The 17,485-nt window shown below is 60.4% G+C and carries 13 protein-coding genes and 2 pseudogenes; 9 read left to right on the forward strand and 6 right to left on the reverse strand.

Annotated features, from left to right (window positions below; all coding sequences use genetic code 11):
* Positions 1-110 precede the first annotated feature (110 nt).
* The gene (locus JV551A3_RS10320; RefSeq protein WP_133970725.1) at positions 111-779 is read right to left on the reverse strand and encodes a hypothetical protein; all 669 of its coding nucleotides are present in this window, start codon (positions 777-779) and stop codon (positions 111-113) included.
* Positions 780-1,032: 253 nt separating this feature from the next.
* On the opposite strand from JV551A3_RS10320, the gene JV551A3_RS10325 reads away from it, so the two are divergent.
* From JV551A3_RS10325 to JV551A3_RS10335, 3 genes are all read left to right on the forward strand, one after another.
* Positions 1,033-1,218, forward strand: a complete 186-nt coding sequence (locus tag JV551A3_RS10325) for a hypothetical protein (RefSeq protein ID WP_133970726.1) — start codon at positions 1,033-1,035, stop codon at positions 1,216-1,218.
* 230 nt (positions 1,219-1,448) lie between these two features.
* The gene (locus JV551A3_RS10330; RefSeq protein ID WP_133970727.1) at positions 1,449-3,623 is read left to right on the forward strand and encodes an autotransporter outer membrane beta-barrel domain-containing protein; all 2,175 of its coding nucleotides are present in this window, start codon (positions 1,449-1,451) and stop codon (positions 3,621-3,623) included.
* 45 nt (positions 3,624-3,668) lie between these two features.
* Complete coding sequence (locus JV551A3_RS10335) at positions 3,669-5,138, forward strand: hypothetical protein (protein ID WP_133970728.1); 1,470 nt, start codon at positions 3,669-3,671, stop codon at positions 5,136-5,138.
* A 13-nt stretch (positions 5,139-5,151) separates the two neighbouring features.
* On the opposite strand, the gene JV551A3_RS10340 is transcribed toward JV551A3_RS10335, so the two are convergent.
* From JV551A3_RS10340 to JV551A3_RS10350, 3 genes are all read right to left on the reverse strand, one after another.
* Positions 5,152-5,880, reverse strand: a complete 729-nt coding sequence (locus tag JV551A3_RS10340; RefSeq protein WP_133970729.1) for a fimbrial biogenesis chaperone — start codon at positions 5,878-5,880, stop codon at positions 5,152-5,154.
* Between the two features lie 61 nt (positions 5,881-5,941).
* Entirely contained in the window at positions 5,942-6,478 is a 537-nt protein-coding gene (locus JV551A3_RS10345; RefSeq protein ID WP_133970730.1) for a fimbrial protein, read from the reverse strand.
* A 170-nt stretch (positions 6,479-6,648) separates the two neighbouring features.
* Entirely contained in the window at positions 6,649-7,053 is a 405-nt protein-coding gene (locus JV551A3_RS10350; protein ID WP_133970731.1) for a PA2817 family protein, read from the reverse strand.
* 170 nt (positions 7,054-7,223) lie between these two features.
* Between JV551A3_RS10350 and JV551A3_RS10355 the strand changes: the two genes are divergently transcribed.
* The gene (locus JV551A3_RS10355; RefSeq protein WP_133970732.1) at positions 7,224-8,732 is read left to right on the forward strand and encodes a hypothetical protein; all 1,509 of its coding nucleotides are present in this window, start codon (positions 7,224-7,226) and stop codon (positions 8,730-8,732) included.
* Positions 8,733-8,838: 106 nt separating this feature from the next.
* Here JV551A3_RS10355 and JV551A3_RS10360 read toward each other — a convergent pair whose 3' ends face one another.
* Positions 8,839-11,286: an acyl-CoA dehydrogenase gene (locus JV551A3_RS10360; protein WP_133970733.1), complete on the reverse strand. Its 2,448-nt coding sequence runs from the start codon at positions 11,284-11,286 to the stop codon at positions 8,839-8,841.
* Positions 11,287-11,568: 282 nt separating this feature from the next.
* On the opposite strand from JV551A3_RS10360, the gene JV551A3_RS10370 reads away from it, so the two are divergent.
* The 3 genes from JV551A3_RS10370 to JV551A3_RS10380 all read left to right on the forward strand — a co-directional run bounded on the left by JV551A3_RS10370 (position 11,569) and on the right by JV551A3_RS10380 (position 14,045).
* Entirely contained in the window at positions 11,569-12,192 is a 624-nt protein-coding gene (locus JV551A3_RS10370; protein WP_133970735.1) for a glutathione S-transferase, read from the forward strand.
* A gap of 144 nt (positions 12,193-12,336) precedes the next feature.
* The gene (locus JV551A3_RS10375; RefSeq protein WP_133970736.1) at positions 12,337-13,269 is read left to right on the forward strand and encodes an ABC transporter ATP-binding protein; all 933 of its coding nucleotides are present in this window, start codon (positions 12,337-12,339) and stop codon (positions 13,267-13,269) included.
* Positions 13,266-14,045, forward strand: a complete 780-nt coding sequence (locus JV551A3_RS10380) for an ABC transporter permease (protein WP_112253345.1) — start codon at positions 13,266-13,268, stop codon at positions 14,043-14,045. Before JV551A3_RS10375 ends, JV551A3_RS10380 begins: the two co-directional genes overlap by 4 nt.
* A gap of 9 nt (positions 14,046-14,054) precedes the next feature.
* Here JV551A3_RS10380 and JV551A3_RS10385 read toward each other — a convergent pair.
* Positions 14,055-14,561, reverse strand: a pseudogene (locus tag JV551A3_RS10385) (DUF2062 domain-containing protein); the annotation flags it as partial.
* 143 nt (positions 14,562-14,704) lie between these two features.
* Between JV551A3_RS10385 and JV551A3_RS10390 the strand changes: the two are divergent.
* Together JV551A3_RS10390 and JV551A3_RS10395 are read left to right on the forward strand one after the other, a co-directional pair.
* On the forward strand, positions 14,705-16,918 hold the full coding sequence (locus JV551A3_RS10390; RefSeq protein WP_133970738.1) for a DNA internalization-related competence protein ComEC/Rec2: 2,214 nt from the start codon (positions 14,705-14,707) through the stop codon (positions 16,916-16,918).
* Between the two features lie 391 nt (positions 16,919-17,309).
* Positions 17,310-17,485: pseudogene (locus JV551A3_RS10395) on the forward strand (MotA/TolQ/ExbB proton channel family protein); the annotation flags it as partial.

Here is a 17,485-nt window from a genome sequence, read left to right on the forward strand (position 1 = left end):
TATTGACGATAGCTCCCGGCGGCTGTCGCTGCCGGGAGCTCCGTTGGGTTTTACAAGCGTAGTCCAGTCAGAGCCCAAGAAGATCAAGACTCAAAACGTGGACTCCAAATTTATGTATAAGATTGGGTTTTTGGTGCAGATACACCGAGTTTTCTCACTACCCCTTGATAATCTCTATTTTCATCAGATGAGCTACCCGAGGCTTGCTGATCAGGGGTGAGCTGCGCGTTGGTATTACTAGATGGGTTGTATTGTCGTGTAAACTCTTGAAGCTCTATGTGTTCAGCATTGCTGTCGGTCGATGATCGAGGGGAGTAGGTATTATTTCTAGCTGTGGTGGATCGGTTTGCGGAGTTTTTTGGAATGAAGCTTTCCCATTTACTAGCTTTTCTGGAGCCCAGGCCTTTACTATTTGCTTTCTTAAACACACGTATAAACTTATTATGAGCCCTAGCAATAGCGTTATTCTGTGGGGTAGTTTTAGGTTGGAAAACTTGACCTTTGTAAGCAGTCGCTTGTCTCAAACCAGTACCTACCGCAGACATTAATGTGCCAGCTAGGCTAATCGCCCAACCAGTAATGCTTAGTGTTTTTGAAAGTTCAGGATTTACTTTTTCAGTGGCTTTGGCTGCTATCTGTGTGGCAAGGCCGACACCCTGGGCAGCGATACCGGCCCAAGACAGGCCCGAGCCAAGCGTCAAAGGGGCGCCCCATGGCGCTGCGAGCAGTGATGCGCCGAGAATAATGGCTGATAGGATTATTCCTATCGTTCTGCCCATGCGATGTCGGCATCGTTAGATGGGGGGCCACAGAATTGCTGCCTGAAACAGTGGGTTTCGCCCCTGGCGAGTATATTCGGGTGCGGGTGCCCAACGAGGTCATGCAGAAGGAATACGGCACCAGCACAGGCGCTGTGGACACCAAGGTCAGCTATACGCTGCTACGGGGTACCCACCCCATGGGCGGGGCGGAAACTGATATCAAGGTCGATTTCGAAACCATGGATCCGGGGGGCCTGACCCGAGTTGGCCGGTGCCTATTCATTCAGGTTTGAAACGGCCTGTGATCACCGGTAAGGGGAGTGGGAAAACCGATGAGCTAGATACCGGGGATAATGGATTGAATGCCGAGTTGGCGTTTGAACTGTACGCTTTTGCCGAGGAAGATGATGAGCTGACATTTTACTGGGGCGGCATGACTGCTATGACCGCAAAGTAACATTGGCTTTCATTCCTCCATCGGGTGTTTGCGATCCCAACGGCTGATCGGCATTTGAGCGAGTCGCGCATTGCGCGGGAAGTGCTTTGCGCGACGTCAGAATTTCCCTGGATATTTGTAGGAATAATCCTATACATCGGTGTTTTTCTTCCCTGTAGCTTGACGGCTGTTGGTGCCGGCCTGTGCTCGTCCAGGTTGTGCCTGAACTTGAGTCGCATGAGAGCTTTGATATGAAAAACAAGTTTTACCGAGGTGTAGCCTGTTGCATAACCGTGTTGCCCCTGGGTTTATACGCGGGTGAAGTCCTGGCAGCCCAGGAAATCATCAAGCGTGATACGGTCATTGGTGGTGCCAACCCGCTGGTTGGCTATCAGGTTTTAGGTGGCGCGAAGCTGACAGGTAATGGCGCGACCACCCAGCAGATTTTCTTGCGCGAGCGGGGTGCGCTGGAATTCAACAACGGTTCGATCGTTGCCGCGGGTGACGGGGTACTGATGGAGGGAGGCGCACAGGCCATCATCAATGGCAGCACCATTGCCAGCGAAGATCGCGGCGTGGTCGTGGGCCGGAGCAGTGCGGGCGGTTCGGCGGCCTGGCTTAGCGGCAGTACGGTAACCGGCAAGAATGGCGGTGCGGCCATCGCCAGCACTTCCGAACTGCATCTCGACGGCAGCACAGTGCAGGGCACCGGCCCAGGCAGTGCTGGTGTGCGCATGTTCAACGGCTGGCTCGAAGCACAGGGTAGCCAGATCATTGGTGCGCAGGAGGGGATTCTGGTCAATGCCGATGGCACCACGGGGCAGGCGCGGATTGACCTGGACGGTTCGCAAGTCGTCGGGCAGGACGGGGCCGCCATCGTGGTGGCAGGTGGCCGCCCCGGGGCTGCAGCGGCAAAGATCACGGTCAGCAACGGGTCGCAACTGAGTGGCAGCAATGGCAACCTGCTTGAGGTGCGTAATGGGTCGAGTGCCGAACTGATCGTCGAAAACAGCCAGTTGGAGGGCAACGTCTGGGCTGAGCATGGCTCCAGTGCTGCCGTTACGCTGGACAAGCAAGCCACCCTCACCGGCCAGTTGGAAAATGTCGACAAACTGACCATCGGCAATCAATCACGCTGGACCATGGTCGGTGATGCCACCGTGGGTGATCTGGCCCTTGATGGCGGTACGGTGCAGTTTGGCCAGCCTACCGCCTACCAGCGCCTGACATTGGACAGCTTGTCCGGTAGCGGCACCTTTGTCATGGACGCCGACTTCTCGACTGGGCAAACGGATTTTCTTGATATCACCGGCAATGCCAGCGGCAATCACGGGTTGCTGATTGGCAGTAGTGGGGCGGAGCCACAGCAGGAAGGCGAGTTTCAGGTAGTGCGCACGGGAGGGGGAGACGCCTCGTTTTCCTTGGTGAATGGCCCGGTGGACCTGGGGGCGTTTTCCTACGAACTGGCCCAGCGCGGAAACGACTGGTACCTGGATGGCTCGCGCAGGGTCATCAGCCCCGGTACCCGCTCGGTATTGGCGCTGTTCAATACCGCACCCACCGTCTGGTATGGCGAGTTGACATCGTTGCGCAGCCGTATGGGGGAATTGCGCCTGGACGATGGCAAGGCTGGTGGCTGGATGCGTGCGTACGGTAACAAGTACGACGTGGCCGCCAGTTCCGGCGTCGCTTACAAGCAGACTCAGCAAGGCTTTTCGCTGGGCGCGGATGCGCCGCTGCCGGTAGGCGACGGCCAATGGCTGCTCGGCGTACTGGCAGGCCATAGTCGCTCGGACCTGGACCTCAGTGGTGGTACCAGTGGAGAGATCGACAGCTATTACCTGGGGCTGTACAGCACTTGGCTGGACCGTAGCAGCGGCTACTACTTCGACGGCGTTGTAAAACTCAACCGCTTTGACAACGATTCGAAAGTTTCGCTGAGTGACGGTACTCGTGCCAAGGGGCACTACAACAACCATGGTCTTGGCCTGTCGGCCGAATTTGGCCGTCATATCAAATTGGACCAAGGCTACTTTATCGAGCCATTCACCCAATGGTCCACCGCGTACATACAAGGCAAAGACTATCACCTGGATAACGGCCTGCAGGCCGAGGGTGATGACGTTCGCTCGCTGCTGGGCAAGGCAGGGGCAACGTTTGGCCGTAACTTCGAGGGGCAGCACGGGCGTGTCATCCAGCCCTACCTACGCGCAGCCTACGTACACGAGTTCATCAACAACAATGATGTGAAGGTCAACCAGAATCGGTTTTCCAATGACCTTTCGGGCTCGCGTCTGGAGCTAGGTGCGGGCCTGGCGGTAACGGTCGCCGAGCGTTTGCAAATGCATTTCAACCTCGATCACAGCCGTGGCGAGCACGTTGACCAACCCTGGGGTGGAACCGTGGGGCTGCGCTACCGCTGGTAAATGCTAATTGAGGGGGGCCGCAGCTGGGGCCTCCCTTTCAGGAGAATGAAGCAGATGAGTGCCATGCCGACCAACCATCAGGCGTTGCTGGATCCTGTCAAAGTCCCTGCGCTGCTCAAGGACATTCCAGGCGGCGATGTAAACCTGTTGCCGGTCACTGCAACGCGGGAAGTTTTGAGCGTGCTTGTACCCATGTGGCCTGTCTCCGATCCTCGCCCCGGTGAGCCCGAACGCCTCAGGCTGTTCTGGGATACGACTTTGGTAAAGGACAAGCAGTGGGAAGCCCCAGTGCAACCCAAGGATCTGGAGCTTAGCGTTCCGGTAGCAAACCTAACAGCTGGGCCGCATGTGCTGCGCTATGAAGTGACCAACTCCGTTGGCGATATGAGCCCCTCGGCAACGCTGACTGTTTTGATTGATCTTACCCCACCTGCATTGGGTGGGGCTCAGGGCATGCTGACGGTGTTGGAAGACCCGGAGGAAATCGAGCGCGACGGCCTCACGGAGCGCTACCTGAGAAACCATGGCCAGCGTTTGCGCACCCAGGTACCCGGCTATACAACGCCCGTGGCCGGCGACACGATCATCTTCTACTGGGATGCCGAGCCTTTTGCCGAGACGAAAGCGGGTGAATACGAAATTGCTTTCGAAGACATTGGCGGCCCGTTTTACGTCGACTTTACCGCCGAACTGATTGTTCAGCGCGGTGATGGGGTTCGCTACCTGTACTATGCGATCGAGGATCGGGCAGGCAACCTCAGTGCGTTTTCCAAGCCCTTGAAGTTGTCTGTATCGGCAGCTACGCGAACCTTTCCGCTGCCGAGCATCGCCCAGGCGACGGGTACGGATGGGCAGTTGCGCCTTGCGCTCGATGACCTGCGCTTGCCGCTGCTGGTTAAGGTGCCGGCTGACGCTGTGGTCTATCCGGACGAAACGCTGCGCGTGGAGTGGGGGGAGCCCGGTGACCCTGGCTATTTCTCCGCGACCACTGGCTATGAAGGGCGTGAGCGGGAATTCGAGATCCCGGAGCAAAAAGTGTTGGCACAGGGGCGTACCACCATCAAAGTGAAGTTCGTGGCGTCTGGTGACAAGCGTCTTGATTACCCGTCGCCACCAGTCGAACTGACTGTCTTGCCGCTCAGCAAGAATTTGCCCAGGGTCGAGTTGGCAGGGGTCTCTAGCGGAAACCTCAAGCTGTCCCAGGCGCCAGCCCGTGTACCTGTAACCTTGGGAACCTGGCGTTTGATGGCTGAAGGGCAGCTGGTTGACATATGGGTCACCGGCGTCTTGCAGAATGGTCAGGAGGCGGTGCCATTCCAGGTACTGAAAGACTACGTGGTCAGGCCTGCTGATCTCTCTCAAGGCATAGGTTCGGCTAACGATGTTGCCGTGTTGAAATCCTTCCTGATGACGCTGCTGCTGGACAACCCGTTCACCTTGCACGTCCAGGTCAGGTTTGCCGCGCACGGTGTTCCGGTGAACTTCCCGTCTTTGAGCCCGACCTTGAGAGCCTGAGTCGGAATGCCCCTCACAAGCCAGTAACAGGCGCGGCCATTTCGCTTGTCGTGCCGCCGTAATCGCTGATGGTCGTAAAGAACACCTGCGTGCCCGGGGACAATGCCTGCGTTGGCAAGTCGTAGGCCACTGTACTTTTCGGGGTAACCATTTCCTGGGCTTCGATGTTTTTACGCTCTGTAGGGCTACCCAACAGGACGCGCCTGAAGGTGTAGTGGTAGGGCGAGGGGTTGTGCACGAGCAGCTGCGCTTTGCCGTTGGCATGTTGCACGGACCATTGCAAGGTCTTCAAGCTTTCTTCGGGGGAGCCTTGCAACGTGGCCGGGCGATAGAACAACTTGATCCGGGTACGCAGCGCGATGGTCAAGGTGTTCGTCTGCTCCTCTTGCGCTTGAGGGATTTCCTGCACATTGAAGTAGAACAACGATTCCCTGTCCTCAGGCAGGTCGTTGGGAATGCGATTGATCTGTACGGTCTGTTGTTTGCCCGGGTCCAGTCGGAACAGGGCAGGTGCCGCTATCAGTGGAACAGCTGTGGTGCCGTCGTCCGTTTGGGTGTCGACCCAGCTTTGCACCGCGAACAGTTGAGTGCTGGGGTTGGCAACGATGATCGAGCTGCTTTGCTTGTCGCTGCCGTGGACAATGCGGGTAGCGCTGATGGTGAGCGCGGCATGGGCCGAGGACATGATGCAGCTTGTAACGGCAGTAATCAGAAGCAGCTGACGCAAAAGTGAAGTATGCATAAAAGAGGTTCTGTGAAAGGCATGGAACAAGCGCGGCGAGCCGCGCTTGTAGTTTTTCGGTTTATGGAATCTCAACCGCGAAGTCCACGCTGGTAGCGATATGCCCTTCAGTCACCTTGGCGGCTGTAGTGTGCAGCTGTGCGGTGAAGTTCATGTCGGTGGGTTTTGTGGGGTCCAGGACGTATGTGACAGACGCGGCACCAGGGTCGAGTTGAGCGTTGCTCTTGTCGTAGATGGCCAGTGCGAAGCCTTCGCTGTAGCCAACACCACTTTGCAGTGCGTACAGTTTGCCTGTCGGGTCGGCGCCAAAACCGGCATTGAAGGTAACGGTTGTGTCGGCGGGAGGGGAAGGACAGGTCGCAGGGTCAAGACGCAGGGCGAACCGTTGCAACGGTGTTTTCATGCCAGCCGCTGTGAAGTCCTCGGCTTTGAAGTCGCCAAGGTAGAGTTTCGGCAGGCCAGGGCCACCCGGTGTGACTACGCTGATCGGGCAGGTGCCACCGGCTTTTACGGAGCCTTCGAAGTTGATGATGCCAGTGTTGGCCATGGCCGAGCTGCAGCCCAGGCCCAAGGCGAACAGTGCAAGGATACGTTTCATTGTGCGGTCCAGATAGGGAGTTGACTTGGGGATATCTGTCGAGCCGACGTCCTGTGGGAGGGCGCCGGGTCGGCAGTGCGCAAGCCTATCGTTGGTCGCAACAGATGATCTGTAAGGTAAGTCGTATTCGGGGCGAAGAGAAAGCGGTGGCTGTCAGGTGCAGCTGGGGCTTAGTGGGGGAGACCTGAGGCAGCCATCAGTTGCTTCTGCAGATTCCAGTCAAAGGTTTCACCGTTTTGCTCTGCTTCGTAGCGGCGTTCTTCCAGCTGTTGATAGAGGTTCTGCTCTTCATCGGGCATGAAATGCAAACAGTCGCCGCCGAAGAACCAGAGCAGATCGCGTGGCACCAGGTGAGCGATTTGTGGGTAGCGTTGGATCACCTGGCAAATCAGATCCTGCCCCAGGTATTGGCTTTGCAGAGGGTCTATTGGCAGCTGGTTGAGCAGGTCGTCGAAGCGCTCAAGGAACAACGCGTGGCTTTCTTCCGGTACCTGCTCGGCCTCGGCCAGAGCCACCAGGATGGTGCGCAGGTGCTGCAGCAGTTGCAGGTGGTATTCCAGGTGGGGGGTGGCCATGATGCGGTCCTCGGCTAGCAAAAGCGTGAGTATACCCCAATGAGGCTCATCTCTCGGACAACTGGCAGCGGCGCTGGTTTGCGGGGCTACCTGTCATTTTTGACAGTAGCAGGGAAAGGCGATGCGGGTTTACATGGGGGCCAGGCATTTTGTCTGGCTTGGAGAGCATCATGACTCGCGCGAATGATCTGGCCCCGAATACAGGACTTCCTATTGTTTACAGCATGGTGTGGTACAGCCTGTTGAATGATTGCTGGGAGGCATATAACGCAAAAAATGAATTTACCCCAGGTGAAGCACTTTTGCTCGACAGGCAATCGGATGCTGTCACGCGCAACGTGGCTTCTGTCCTGTTTGGCCAGCCGTGGATGAAGTGGTCGGACAAAGTTATAGAAGTACACAAGCGGCTGCTGGGTGAGCGTGAGGTAGCCCTTAGAAAAGACCCGGGTAGCAGTGAATACTGGTTGAGTGAAATCAGGGAGGTTAGCTACGACGCGAGCCAGATTCTGACGATCAAGGCTAGCCAGCTTGGCAGTAGCCTCGCTTATCGAGGTGATGGTGTTGTTCGCCTGGCGTGGATAACGACGCCGGAATTTTCATTTACAGGCCAAGATACGCTACTACAGAAACTGAAACGCGGTTTCGAGGCCAACAAAGGTGTTGATCTTTATTCGGTAGGGCTACCCACTAACAGTACGCTGCGTGAGTTGAATGTTATCTGCCAGCCGTTCAACCAGCAGACGGCAATGGCCATCCAATATTTCAGCACGAATCCTGCGGCTGAGGAAAATCTGCCGCCGGCCAGGGTAAGTCCGCCTGAGCCCGAGGGCATAGACGACCAAGTCAACGTTTTCACGTTCGCCCAACAGGCGTTTCCTGAGGTGGCTCAGGGCAAGGCGCCTCATGATGAAGCCTGGATCACTTCCTTGGTGTTTCCGCCTCCGCAACTCAGGCGCAAGGATGGTTCATACGACGACATCTTGAAAGTTTATGGCACAGATTTCTACTCGCCCAGGCAACAATTTTCACAGGCTGAGGGCGCTCAGCCGCTGAAGGTCGTTCTGTCACTCGACCCCTTGGTGCGCGTGGTTGCGGAGGGCGAAGGCAAACAGGAAGTTGTGCTGAATCCAGGGCCTGATACGGCATCCTGGGTGCTCGAGGGCGACAGGCTTGGGAGCATGGGTAAAGAAGGTAGTGTCCGATACTATTATCCGCCTGCCACACAGCAACCCGCCGTGGCCCTGGAGGTGGATAGCACGACCAAGCGCCAGGCTGCCGTTATTACCAGCCTCAAGAGGCGCTTCTCGGTAGATGTGATCAAAGCTACGCAAGGCGGCGAAAGTGCATACGCTACATTTGCGACGTATTACGCCCCGCAAACACATTATCTGAAGACGTCTTTGGAAAACGGCAAGTTTAAACTTTCGCTCTGGTATTTTGACGCTGATCACAACAAAAACGTCGAGGTCGCGGAAAGCGATACCGAATGGGTCGTTGCATGGGGTAATGGGAGCATATCCCGCTCAGGCGTGTTCGAGCCAGCACCCAGCAATCCATCACCCTTCACTGTCGCCTGGGCGCGAGATACTACAAGCAGCAGGCTGTTGCTTTGGGCGTTTACCGTCATCCCGACGCCTCTCTACACACCTGCCGAGGCGGTAGCGTTGTTTCAGAACTGATCCTCTCTCGGTGCCGGTCAAGCCGACAGAGCCTTTCAAGGCTCTGTCGGTATGCTCGTTTCGTTCGCATCGGTTGGCTCTGCAACAAGATCCTCACGGCATGCATTCAGCGAATGCGGCCAGGCTCGAGTACCAGCTGGTCTTTGTCGAACGCGTCCACATCGATGACCTTCCGGCGTGCCTGCTCGGCGTCCTGCAGGCGTTCGCCTTCTGCGGGCTGCAGAAGGCCTGCTTCAATGGCTGCTTCGACCGGCGACTGTGCGTGCGTCGTCTTGACCTTGCCTGCCTTGATGGCCTGATGCAGCACCTGTTGCAGGGGGGCGGTTTCATCCAGCAAATCACTTGCCCGTTGCAGCGCCGCAACCGGGTCGCCTTCTGCTTGTGGCCTGAAGCAACCCGCTAATAGCTCCTCCAACGCCGGGTCACCCTTGCGCCGCCCAATCAACGCCGCCACCTCGGCATCCAGTTCATCGCCTGGCCCTGTGTGGCGGCGACCGAAGGGGAAGACCAGCACGCGTAACGCGCAGCCGACAAAACGGTTGGGGAAGTTGTCGAGCAGCCGGTCCAGGGCGCTTTCTGCCTGGCCCAGGCTTTCTTCCATGGCCCAGCGTAGCAACGGTTGCATGTGTTGCGGCGAACCCAGGTCGTGATAGCGCTTGAGTGCGGCACTGGACAGGTACAAGTAGCTCAGCACGTCCCCCAACCTTGCGCTCAGGCGTTCGCGGCGCTTGAGCGCCCCGCCGAGCAGCATCATCGACAGGTCCGCCAGCAGGGCGAAGGCCGCCGCCTGGCGGTTGAGCGCACGGAAGTAGCCTTGGCTCAAGGCATCACCCGGCACGTTTTCCAGGCGGCCCAGCCCCAGGTTGAACACCAGCGTGCTGGCCGCGTTGCCGGCGGCGAACATGATGTGCTTCATCAGCAGGTCATCGAATTCCCGCAGCGCCTGGTCGCGGTCCTCACGGCCGGCCAGGGCCATTTCCTTGAGCACGAACGGGTGGCAGCGGATGGCGCCCTGGCCGAAGATCATCAGGTTGCGTGAAAGGATGTTCGCGCCCTCGACCGTGATGAAGATCGGCGCGCCTTGCCAGTTGCGCCCCAGGTAGTTGTTCGGGCCCATGATGATCGCCTTGCCACCGTGCACGTCCATGGCGTGCTGGATGCACTCGCGGCCACGCTCGGTGAGGTGATACTTGAGGATCGCCGACAGCACCGAGGGTTTTTCCCCAAGGTCCACGGCCTTGGCCGTCAGCAGACGCGCGCTGTCCATCAACCAGGCGTTGCCACCGATGCGTGCCAGCGACTCCTGAATGCCTTCGAAGGCCGCAAGTGGCACATTGAACTGCTCGCGAATGTTGGCGTACTGGCCGGTGACCAGGCTGGTGTACTTGGCAGCGCCGGTGCCCACGGCGGGCAGGGAAATCGAGCGGCCTACCGACAGGCAGTTCATCAGCATCATCCAGCCTTTGCCGAGCATGGCCTGGCCGCCGATGAGGAAGTCCAGCGGCACGAACACATCCTTGCCGCTGTTGGGGCCGTTCATGAAGGCGGCGCCCAGCGGCAGGTGGCGCTTGCCGATCTCCACGCCTGGGGTGTCGGTGGGGATCAGCGCCAGGCTGATGCCCAGCTCTTCTTCATCGCCCAGCAGATGGTCCGGGTCGTAGGCCTTGAATGCCAGGCCCAGCAGGGTAGCGATCGGGCCCAGGGTGATGTAGCGCTTTTCCCAGTTCAGGCGCAGGCCGATGACTTCTTCGCCGTGCCATTGGCCTTTGCAGACCACGCCGGTATCGGGCATGGCGCCAGCATCGGAGCCGGCCAGCGGGCCGGTAAGGGCGAAGCAGGGGATTTCCTCGCCGCGCGCCAGGCGTGGCAGGTAATGGTTGCGTTGTTCGTCGGTGCCGTAATGCAGCAGCAGTTCGGCTGGGCCCAGCGAATTGGGTACCATCACTGTGGAAGCCAGGTCGCCGCTGCGGGTGGCCAGCTTCATCGCCACCTGGGAGTGGGCGTAGGCAGAGAAGCCTTTGCCGCCGTATTGTTTGGGGATGATCAGGGCGAAGAAGCCATTTTGCTTGATATGCGCCCAGGCTTCGGGCGGCAGGTCCATGTCCTGGCCGATCTGCCAGTCGCTGACCATGGCGCACAGTTCTTCCGTCGGGCCATCGATGAAGGCCTGTTCTTCTTCGGTCAGTGTCGGCGCCGGGTAGGCGAGCAGGGTGCGCCAGTCGGGGCGGCCGCTGAACAGCTCGCCGTCCCACCATACGGTGCCGGCGTCGATTGCTTCGCGCTCGGTTTGCGACATCGGCGGCAGGGTGCGCTGGAACCAGTTGAACACCGGGCCGGTGAATACCTTGCGGCGCCATTCCGGCAGCGCCACCAGGGCGGCTTTCAGTGCCAGCACCATCCAGATCAGGGTCAGCAGCCAGCCGGGAGCACTGCTGAAAATGCCCATCAGCAGCACGTACGCCGCCATGATGCCGAGAATCTGCAAGGGCGCCAGGCGCCGGTGCGTGAGGTACGCAGCAAAGATCACCAGCACTACCAGCCACAACAGCAACATAATCGGTCCTCCTTGGAACCTGGGGGTAAGCCGTCCCGGACAGCTTAGACGCTACGCTGCGAACGGCCGGGTCAGAACAGTGACAGGGTATGGCGGCGGGAGTTTCAGTCCGGTGTTTGCCTGTACCGGCCTCTTCGCGGGCACGCCCGCTCCCACAGGTACTGCACCGACCTGAGGCCTGGTGCGATCCCTGTGGGAGCGGGCGTGCCCGCGAAGAGGCCGGTACAGGCGACGAAAGTCTGGAGTAGACTGCACAACCTCCGCATTCATAAGGACGTTGCCATGCTGAAGATCTGGGGCCGCAAGAATTCGAGCAATGTGCGCAAGGCGCTGTGGATCGCCCATGAACTGGGCCTGGATTTCGAGTCGATCGACGCCGGCGGCGCCTTCGGCGTGGTCAACGAGCCGCACTACCGCGCGCGCAACCCCAATGGCCTGGTGCCGATGCTGGAAGACGGCGACCTGACCCTGTGGGAGTCCAACACCATCGTCCGCTACCTGTGCGCCGAGTACGGCAACGAGCAGGGCTGGTACCTGGAAGACCCACGCCAGCGTGCCCTCGCCGACAAGTGGATGGACTGGACCACTTCGTCCTTCGCAACGCCGTTCCGCCCGCTGTTCTGGGGCCTGCTGCGCACCCCGGAAGACCAGCGCGACTGGGTGGCGATCAACGCCGCGCACAAGCAGTGCGCCCAGCTGCTGGCCATTGCCGACGAAGCCCTGGCCCAACAACCGTACCTTTCCGGTGACCAGATCGGCATGGGTGACATCCCACTGGGTAGTTTCATCTATGCCTGGTTCGAAATGCCCATCGAGCGCCCGGCCATGCACCACCTGGAAGCCTGGTACGCGCGCCTGAAGGCCCGCCCGGCCTACCAGGCAGCGGTAATGACTGCGCTGACCTGATCGAACACCACGGCTACTTCGATAGTCATTATCAATACACATGACTGTACTTGTGCGGCCAGGCCAAGCACCATTGGCCGCACTCACTGCGCCAGTGCCTTTACCTGGCGTGTCCTGCACCTTTTTCTTGGTAAGTGACCCGCTATGAGTTCCGCCCTGTCCATCCGACAGCTGACCAAGACCTACGGCAACGGCTTCCAGGCCCTCAAGGGCATCGATCTGGATGTTGCCGAAGGCGACTTCTTCGCCTTGCTCGGCCCCAACGGCGCGGGCAAGTCCACCACCATCGGCATCCTCTCCACCCTGGTGAACAAGACCAGCGGCACGGTCAACGTGTTCGGCCACGATCTGGATCGCGAGCCGTCGGCACTCAAGCGCTGTCTGGGTGTAGTGCCGCAGGAGTTCAACTTCAATCAGTTCGAGAAAACCTTCGACATCGTCGTGACCCAGGCCGGTTACTACGGCATCCCGCCCAAGGTGGCCAAGGAGCGAGCCGAGCAGTACCTGACCCAGCTCGGCCTGTGGGACAAGCGTGACGTGCAGTCGCGCTCGCTGTCCGGCGGCATGAAGCGCCGGTTGATGATTGCCCGTGCATTGATCCACGAGCCGCGCCTGCTGATTCTCGACGAGCCCACCGCTGGCGTGGACATCGAGCTGCGCCGATCGATGTGGAGCTTCCTTACCGAGCTGAACCAGAAGGGCATCACCATCATCCTCACCACCCACTACCTGGAAGAGGCCGAGCAGCTGTGCCGTAACATCGGCATCATCGACCACGGCACCATCGTCGAGAACACCAGCATGCGCCAGTTGCTGGGCAAGCTGCATGTCGAAACCTTCGTCCTCGACATCAGGCAGGACCTGGCCACTGCACCGGTGCTGCAGGGTTACCCGTGCCGGCTGCTGACCCCGCACACCCTGGAAGTGCAGGTAGACAAGGACATTGGCATCACCGCGCTGTTCGGCCAGCTGGCGCTGCAGAACATCGAGGTACAAAGCCTGCGCAACAAGACCAACCGACTCGAGGAGCTGTTCGTGTCCCTGGTGGAAAAAAACCTGTCGAAGGTGGCCGTATGAGTGTGGAAATGCGCACCAACTGGGTCGCCCTGAACACCATCGTCTATCGCGAAGTGCGGCGCTTCCTGCGTATCTGGCCGCAGACCCTGCTGCCGCCGGCGATCACCATGGTCCTGTATTTCGTCATCTTCGGTAACCTGATCGGCCGGCAGATCGGCGACATGGGTGGCTTCACCTACATGGAATACATCGTGCCGGGGCTGATCATGATGTCGGTGATCACCAACTCCTACGGCAACGTGGTATCGAGCTTCTTCGGCAGCAAGTTCCAGCGCTCTATCGAGGAGCTGATGGTCTCGCCGGTCTCACCGCACACGATTCTCGTCGGTTATGTGCTGGGCGGCGTGCTGCGAGGCCTGGCGGTGGGCGTGATCGTGACCTTCCTGTCGTTGTTCTTCACCCACCTGCAGGTGCACCACCTGGGCGTGACCGTGGTCGTGGTGCTGCTGACTGCCACCATCTTCTCGCTGCTGGGCTTCGTCAACGCGGTGTTCGCGCGCAACTTCGACGACATCTCGATCATCCCGACCTTCGTCCTGACGCCGCTGACCTACCTGGGCGGGGTGTTCTACTCGATCAACCTTTTGCCACCGTTCTGGCAGACCGTGTCGCTGGCCAACCCGGTGCTGCACATGGTCAACTCGTTCCGCTACGGCATCCTAGGGGTGTCGGATATCAGCATTGGCACGGCGATTACCTTCATGCTGGTCGCCACCGCAGTGCTCTACCTGGTGTGCGTGCGCCTGCTGGTCAGCGGCCGCGGCATGCGTGCCTGAAGCCTTGCACCGGCATTGGCGGCGACGCCACTGCCGGCCCACCCACCAGCGCCAGTAGAGCATGGTGGTGAAGTAGCCAAGGATACCCAGCACCACGCCGCACACCACCGAGCCGAGCAGGAAGGGTTGCCACAGCGTCGACAGCTGGTCGGTAATCCACTGGAACGTCAGTTCATCGGGCAGGGTGCGCGGCGGTACCTGCATAAGCCAGGCGCCGGTCATATAGGTGACGAAGAATACCGGTGGCATGGTCAGCGGGTTGGTCAGCCATACCAGGCTGACCGCGATCGGCAGGTTGCCGCGCAACGGAATGGCCAGCGCGGCGGCCAGCAGCATCTGCGCCGGCATCGGGATCAGCGCCGCGAACAGGCCAACGCCCATGGCCCGCGCCACCGAATGGCGGTTCAGGTGCCAGAGGTTCGGGTCGTGCAGCAACTTGCCGAAAAAGCGTAAGGACTTGTGTTCCCGAATACTGGTCGGGTCCGGCATGTAGCGTTTGAATAATCGGCGCGGCATGTAGGCTCCCGGAGCGTTGATTCGGGCAGTATGCCCTGATTCCCGCTCAGCCTCGTTTAGAGTTTGTGACAATTGTTGAGCAAGCGCTGCCAGCAATTGGGCTATGCCTCAGAAGGTGATTTTGCTTCTGGAGCTCTACTTCTATGCGCACAGGGATGCTTGCGCTCGCGCTCGGGCTGTTGTGCCTGGGCTTTCTCCCCGCATTGCCATCGGTCGGATGGCTGGTGCTGCTGGCAGTAGCCGGTGGCGTCGGCCTGTTCACCCGGCTGTGGCCGCTGGGCTGTTTTCTGTTAGGCCTGTGTTGGGCCTGCTGGTCTGCACAACAGGCGCTGGATGACCGCCTGGCCGCCGGGCTGGATGGCCGCACCCTGTGGCTTGAGGGCCAGGTGGTCGGCCTGCCGACCCGGACTGCGCAAGGTGTGCGCTTCGAACTGGACGCGCCCCGTTCGCGGCGGGCAGAACTGCCACAGCGTCTGCAACTGAGCTGGTTCGACGGCCCGCCGCTGCGCGCGGGCGAGCAGTGGCGGCTGGCGGTGACCTTGCAGCGCCCGGCGGGGCTGCTTAACCCGCATGGGCCGGATCGTGAGGCGCAACTGCTGGCGCGGCGGGTCGGTGCGACCGGTACGGTCAAGGCCGGGCAGTTGCTGGCGCCCATTGCCGGCGGCTGGCGCGACACGCTGCGCCAGCGGCTGCTGGCAGTCGAGGCCAATGGCCGGCAGGCGGCCTTGGTGGCGCTGGTGCTTGGCGACGGAGCGGGCCTGACCCGGGAGGACTGGCAAACGTTGCAGGCCACCGGCACGGTGCACCTGCTGGTGATCTCTGGCCAGCACATCGGCCTGGTTGCCGGTTTGCTGTATGGCCTGGTTGCCTGGCTGGCGCGTTGGGGGCTGTGGCCGGCACGGCTGCCATGGTTGCCTTGTGCCTGCGGTCTGGCCATGACCGCAGCGTTGGCGTATGGCTGGCTGGCCGGTGCAGGCGTGCCGGTACAACGGGCCTGCCTGATGCTGGCCGTGGTGTTGTTCTGGCGCCTGCGCTATCGCCATCTTGGCGCGACCTTGCCGTTGTTGCTGGCGCTGGACGCGGTGCTGCTGGTCGAACCGTTGGCCGCGCTGTTGCCGGGGTTCTGGCTATCGTTCGCGGCCGTGGCCACGCTTGTCTATTGCTTCAGTGCCCGCCTGGGCGGCTGGCGACCTTGGCAGGCGTGGACCCGGGCGCAATGGGTGATTGCCATCGGCTTGCTGCCGGTACTGTTGGCTACGGGTTTGCCAGTGAGCCTGAGTGCACCGCTGGCCAACCTTGTTGCGGTGCCGTGGGTCAGTCTGGCGGTACTGCCATTGGCGCTGCTGGGCACTTTGCTGCTGCCGTTGGGCGGGGTAGGGGAGCTGCTGTTGTGGTTGGCGGGTGGTTTGCTCGATGTGCTGTTCCGGCTGCTGGCGGAGGTGGCGCAACTGCGCCCGGCATGGGTGTCGCCTGCATTGCCAATGTGGGCCTGGCTGCTGGTCTGCCTGGGGGCGCTGCTGGTATTGCTGCCCCGTGGCTTGCCTCTGCGTGGGTTGGGCGGGGTGATGTTGTTGGCCCTGTGGGTGCCCAGGGAGCCGGTACCGTTCGGCAAGGTCGAGGTCTGGCAGCTGGACGTTGGGCAGGGGTTGGCGGTGCTGTTGCGCACCCGGCATCACAACCTGCTGTACGACGCCGGGCCGGCCAGGGGGAAGAGCGATCTGGGCGAACGGGTGGTGTTGCCAACCTTGCGCAAGCTGGGGGTGAGCAGCCTGGACCTGATGCTGATCAGCCATGCCCATGCCGACCATGCCGGTGGTGCTGGGGCAATCATGCGTGGTCTGCCGGTCAAACGGGTGATCGGCGGTGAAGTGCTGGATGACCTGCAATTGCAACCTTGTGCCAGTGGCGAGCGTTGGGTGTGGGATGGCGTGCGCTTTTCGCTGTGGCGCTGGGCTGATGGGCGCAGCAGCAATGACCGCTCTTGTGTGTTGCTGGTCGAGGCGCAGGGGGAGCGGTTGTTGCTGGCGGGGGACATGGAAGCCGGTGCCGAGCGGGCCTGGCTGTCGGCCAGCGAGGAGCCGCGTATCGACTGGTTGCAGGCGCCGCACCATGGCAGCCGCAGCTCGTCCAGCGAGGCCTTCATCCGCGCCACGGCGCCGCGTGGGGTGTTGATTTCGCGGGGGCGAAACAACAGCTTCGGGCACCCGCATGCGCAGGTGGTCGAACGTTATCGGCGGCATGGGGTGGTGATGTATGACACTGCGGAGCAGGGGGCGTTGCGGTTGGTGTTGGGTGGGCAGGGGGCGGTTGATGGTGTGAGGGGGCAGCGGCGGTTCTGGCGGGTTCGGGCGCAGTAATGTGTAGTGGCTTGCAGGTGCTTGCCATTAAATTTTCTGCACCTGAGGGATCAAGCGCCGCCCGCGCGGCGCTTCGCAGCACAAGGCTGCTCCTACATCTGTTTCGGGCCAATTATTCCTGAGGCAAAGGCGCGCGGCCCCTTGGCGTCCACCTCGATATCGTGCCGGACAAACAAGGCGGTCGCGTGCGCTGGCACAGGCGTGACTGGCCCGAAACAGATGTAGGAGCAGCCTTGTGCTGCGAAGCGCCGCGCGGGCGGCGCTCGATTTCACAGGCGCTGCAACTGTTGTGGCGAACCCTCCCCTGCAACCCAATTCCCTGACCTCCGGCAGATGAGCCCCCGGCGCGCCTATGGTAGAGTGGCGGCCTTTTTCCAAAGGGGCGTTTACTGTGTGGGAATTGGTCAAGTCCGGTGGTTGGATGATGCTGCCGATCATTCTGAGCTCCATCGCAGCCATGGCTATCGTCGTCGAGCGCCTGTGGACCCTGCGCGCCAGTCGCGTGACCCCGCCGCACCTGCTGGGCCAGGTGTGGATGTGGATCAAGGACAAGCAACTGACCAGTGA

Source organism: Pseudomonas inefficax, from assembly GCF_900277125.1.
GTDB classification, from domain to species: domain Bacteria; phylum Pseudomonadota; class Gammaproteobacteria; order Pseudomonadales; family Pseudomonadaceae; genus Aquipseudomonas; species Aquipseudomonas inefficax.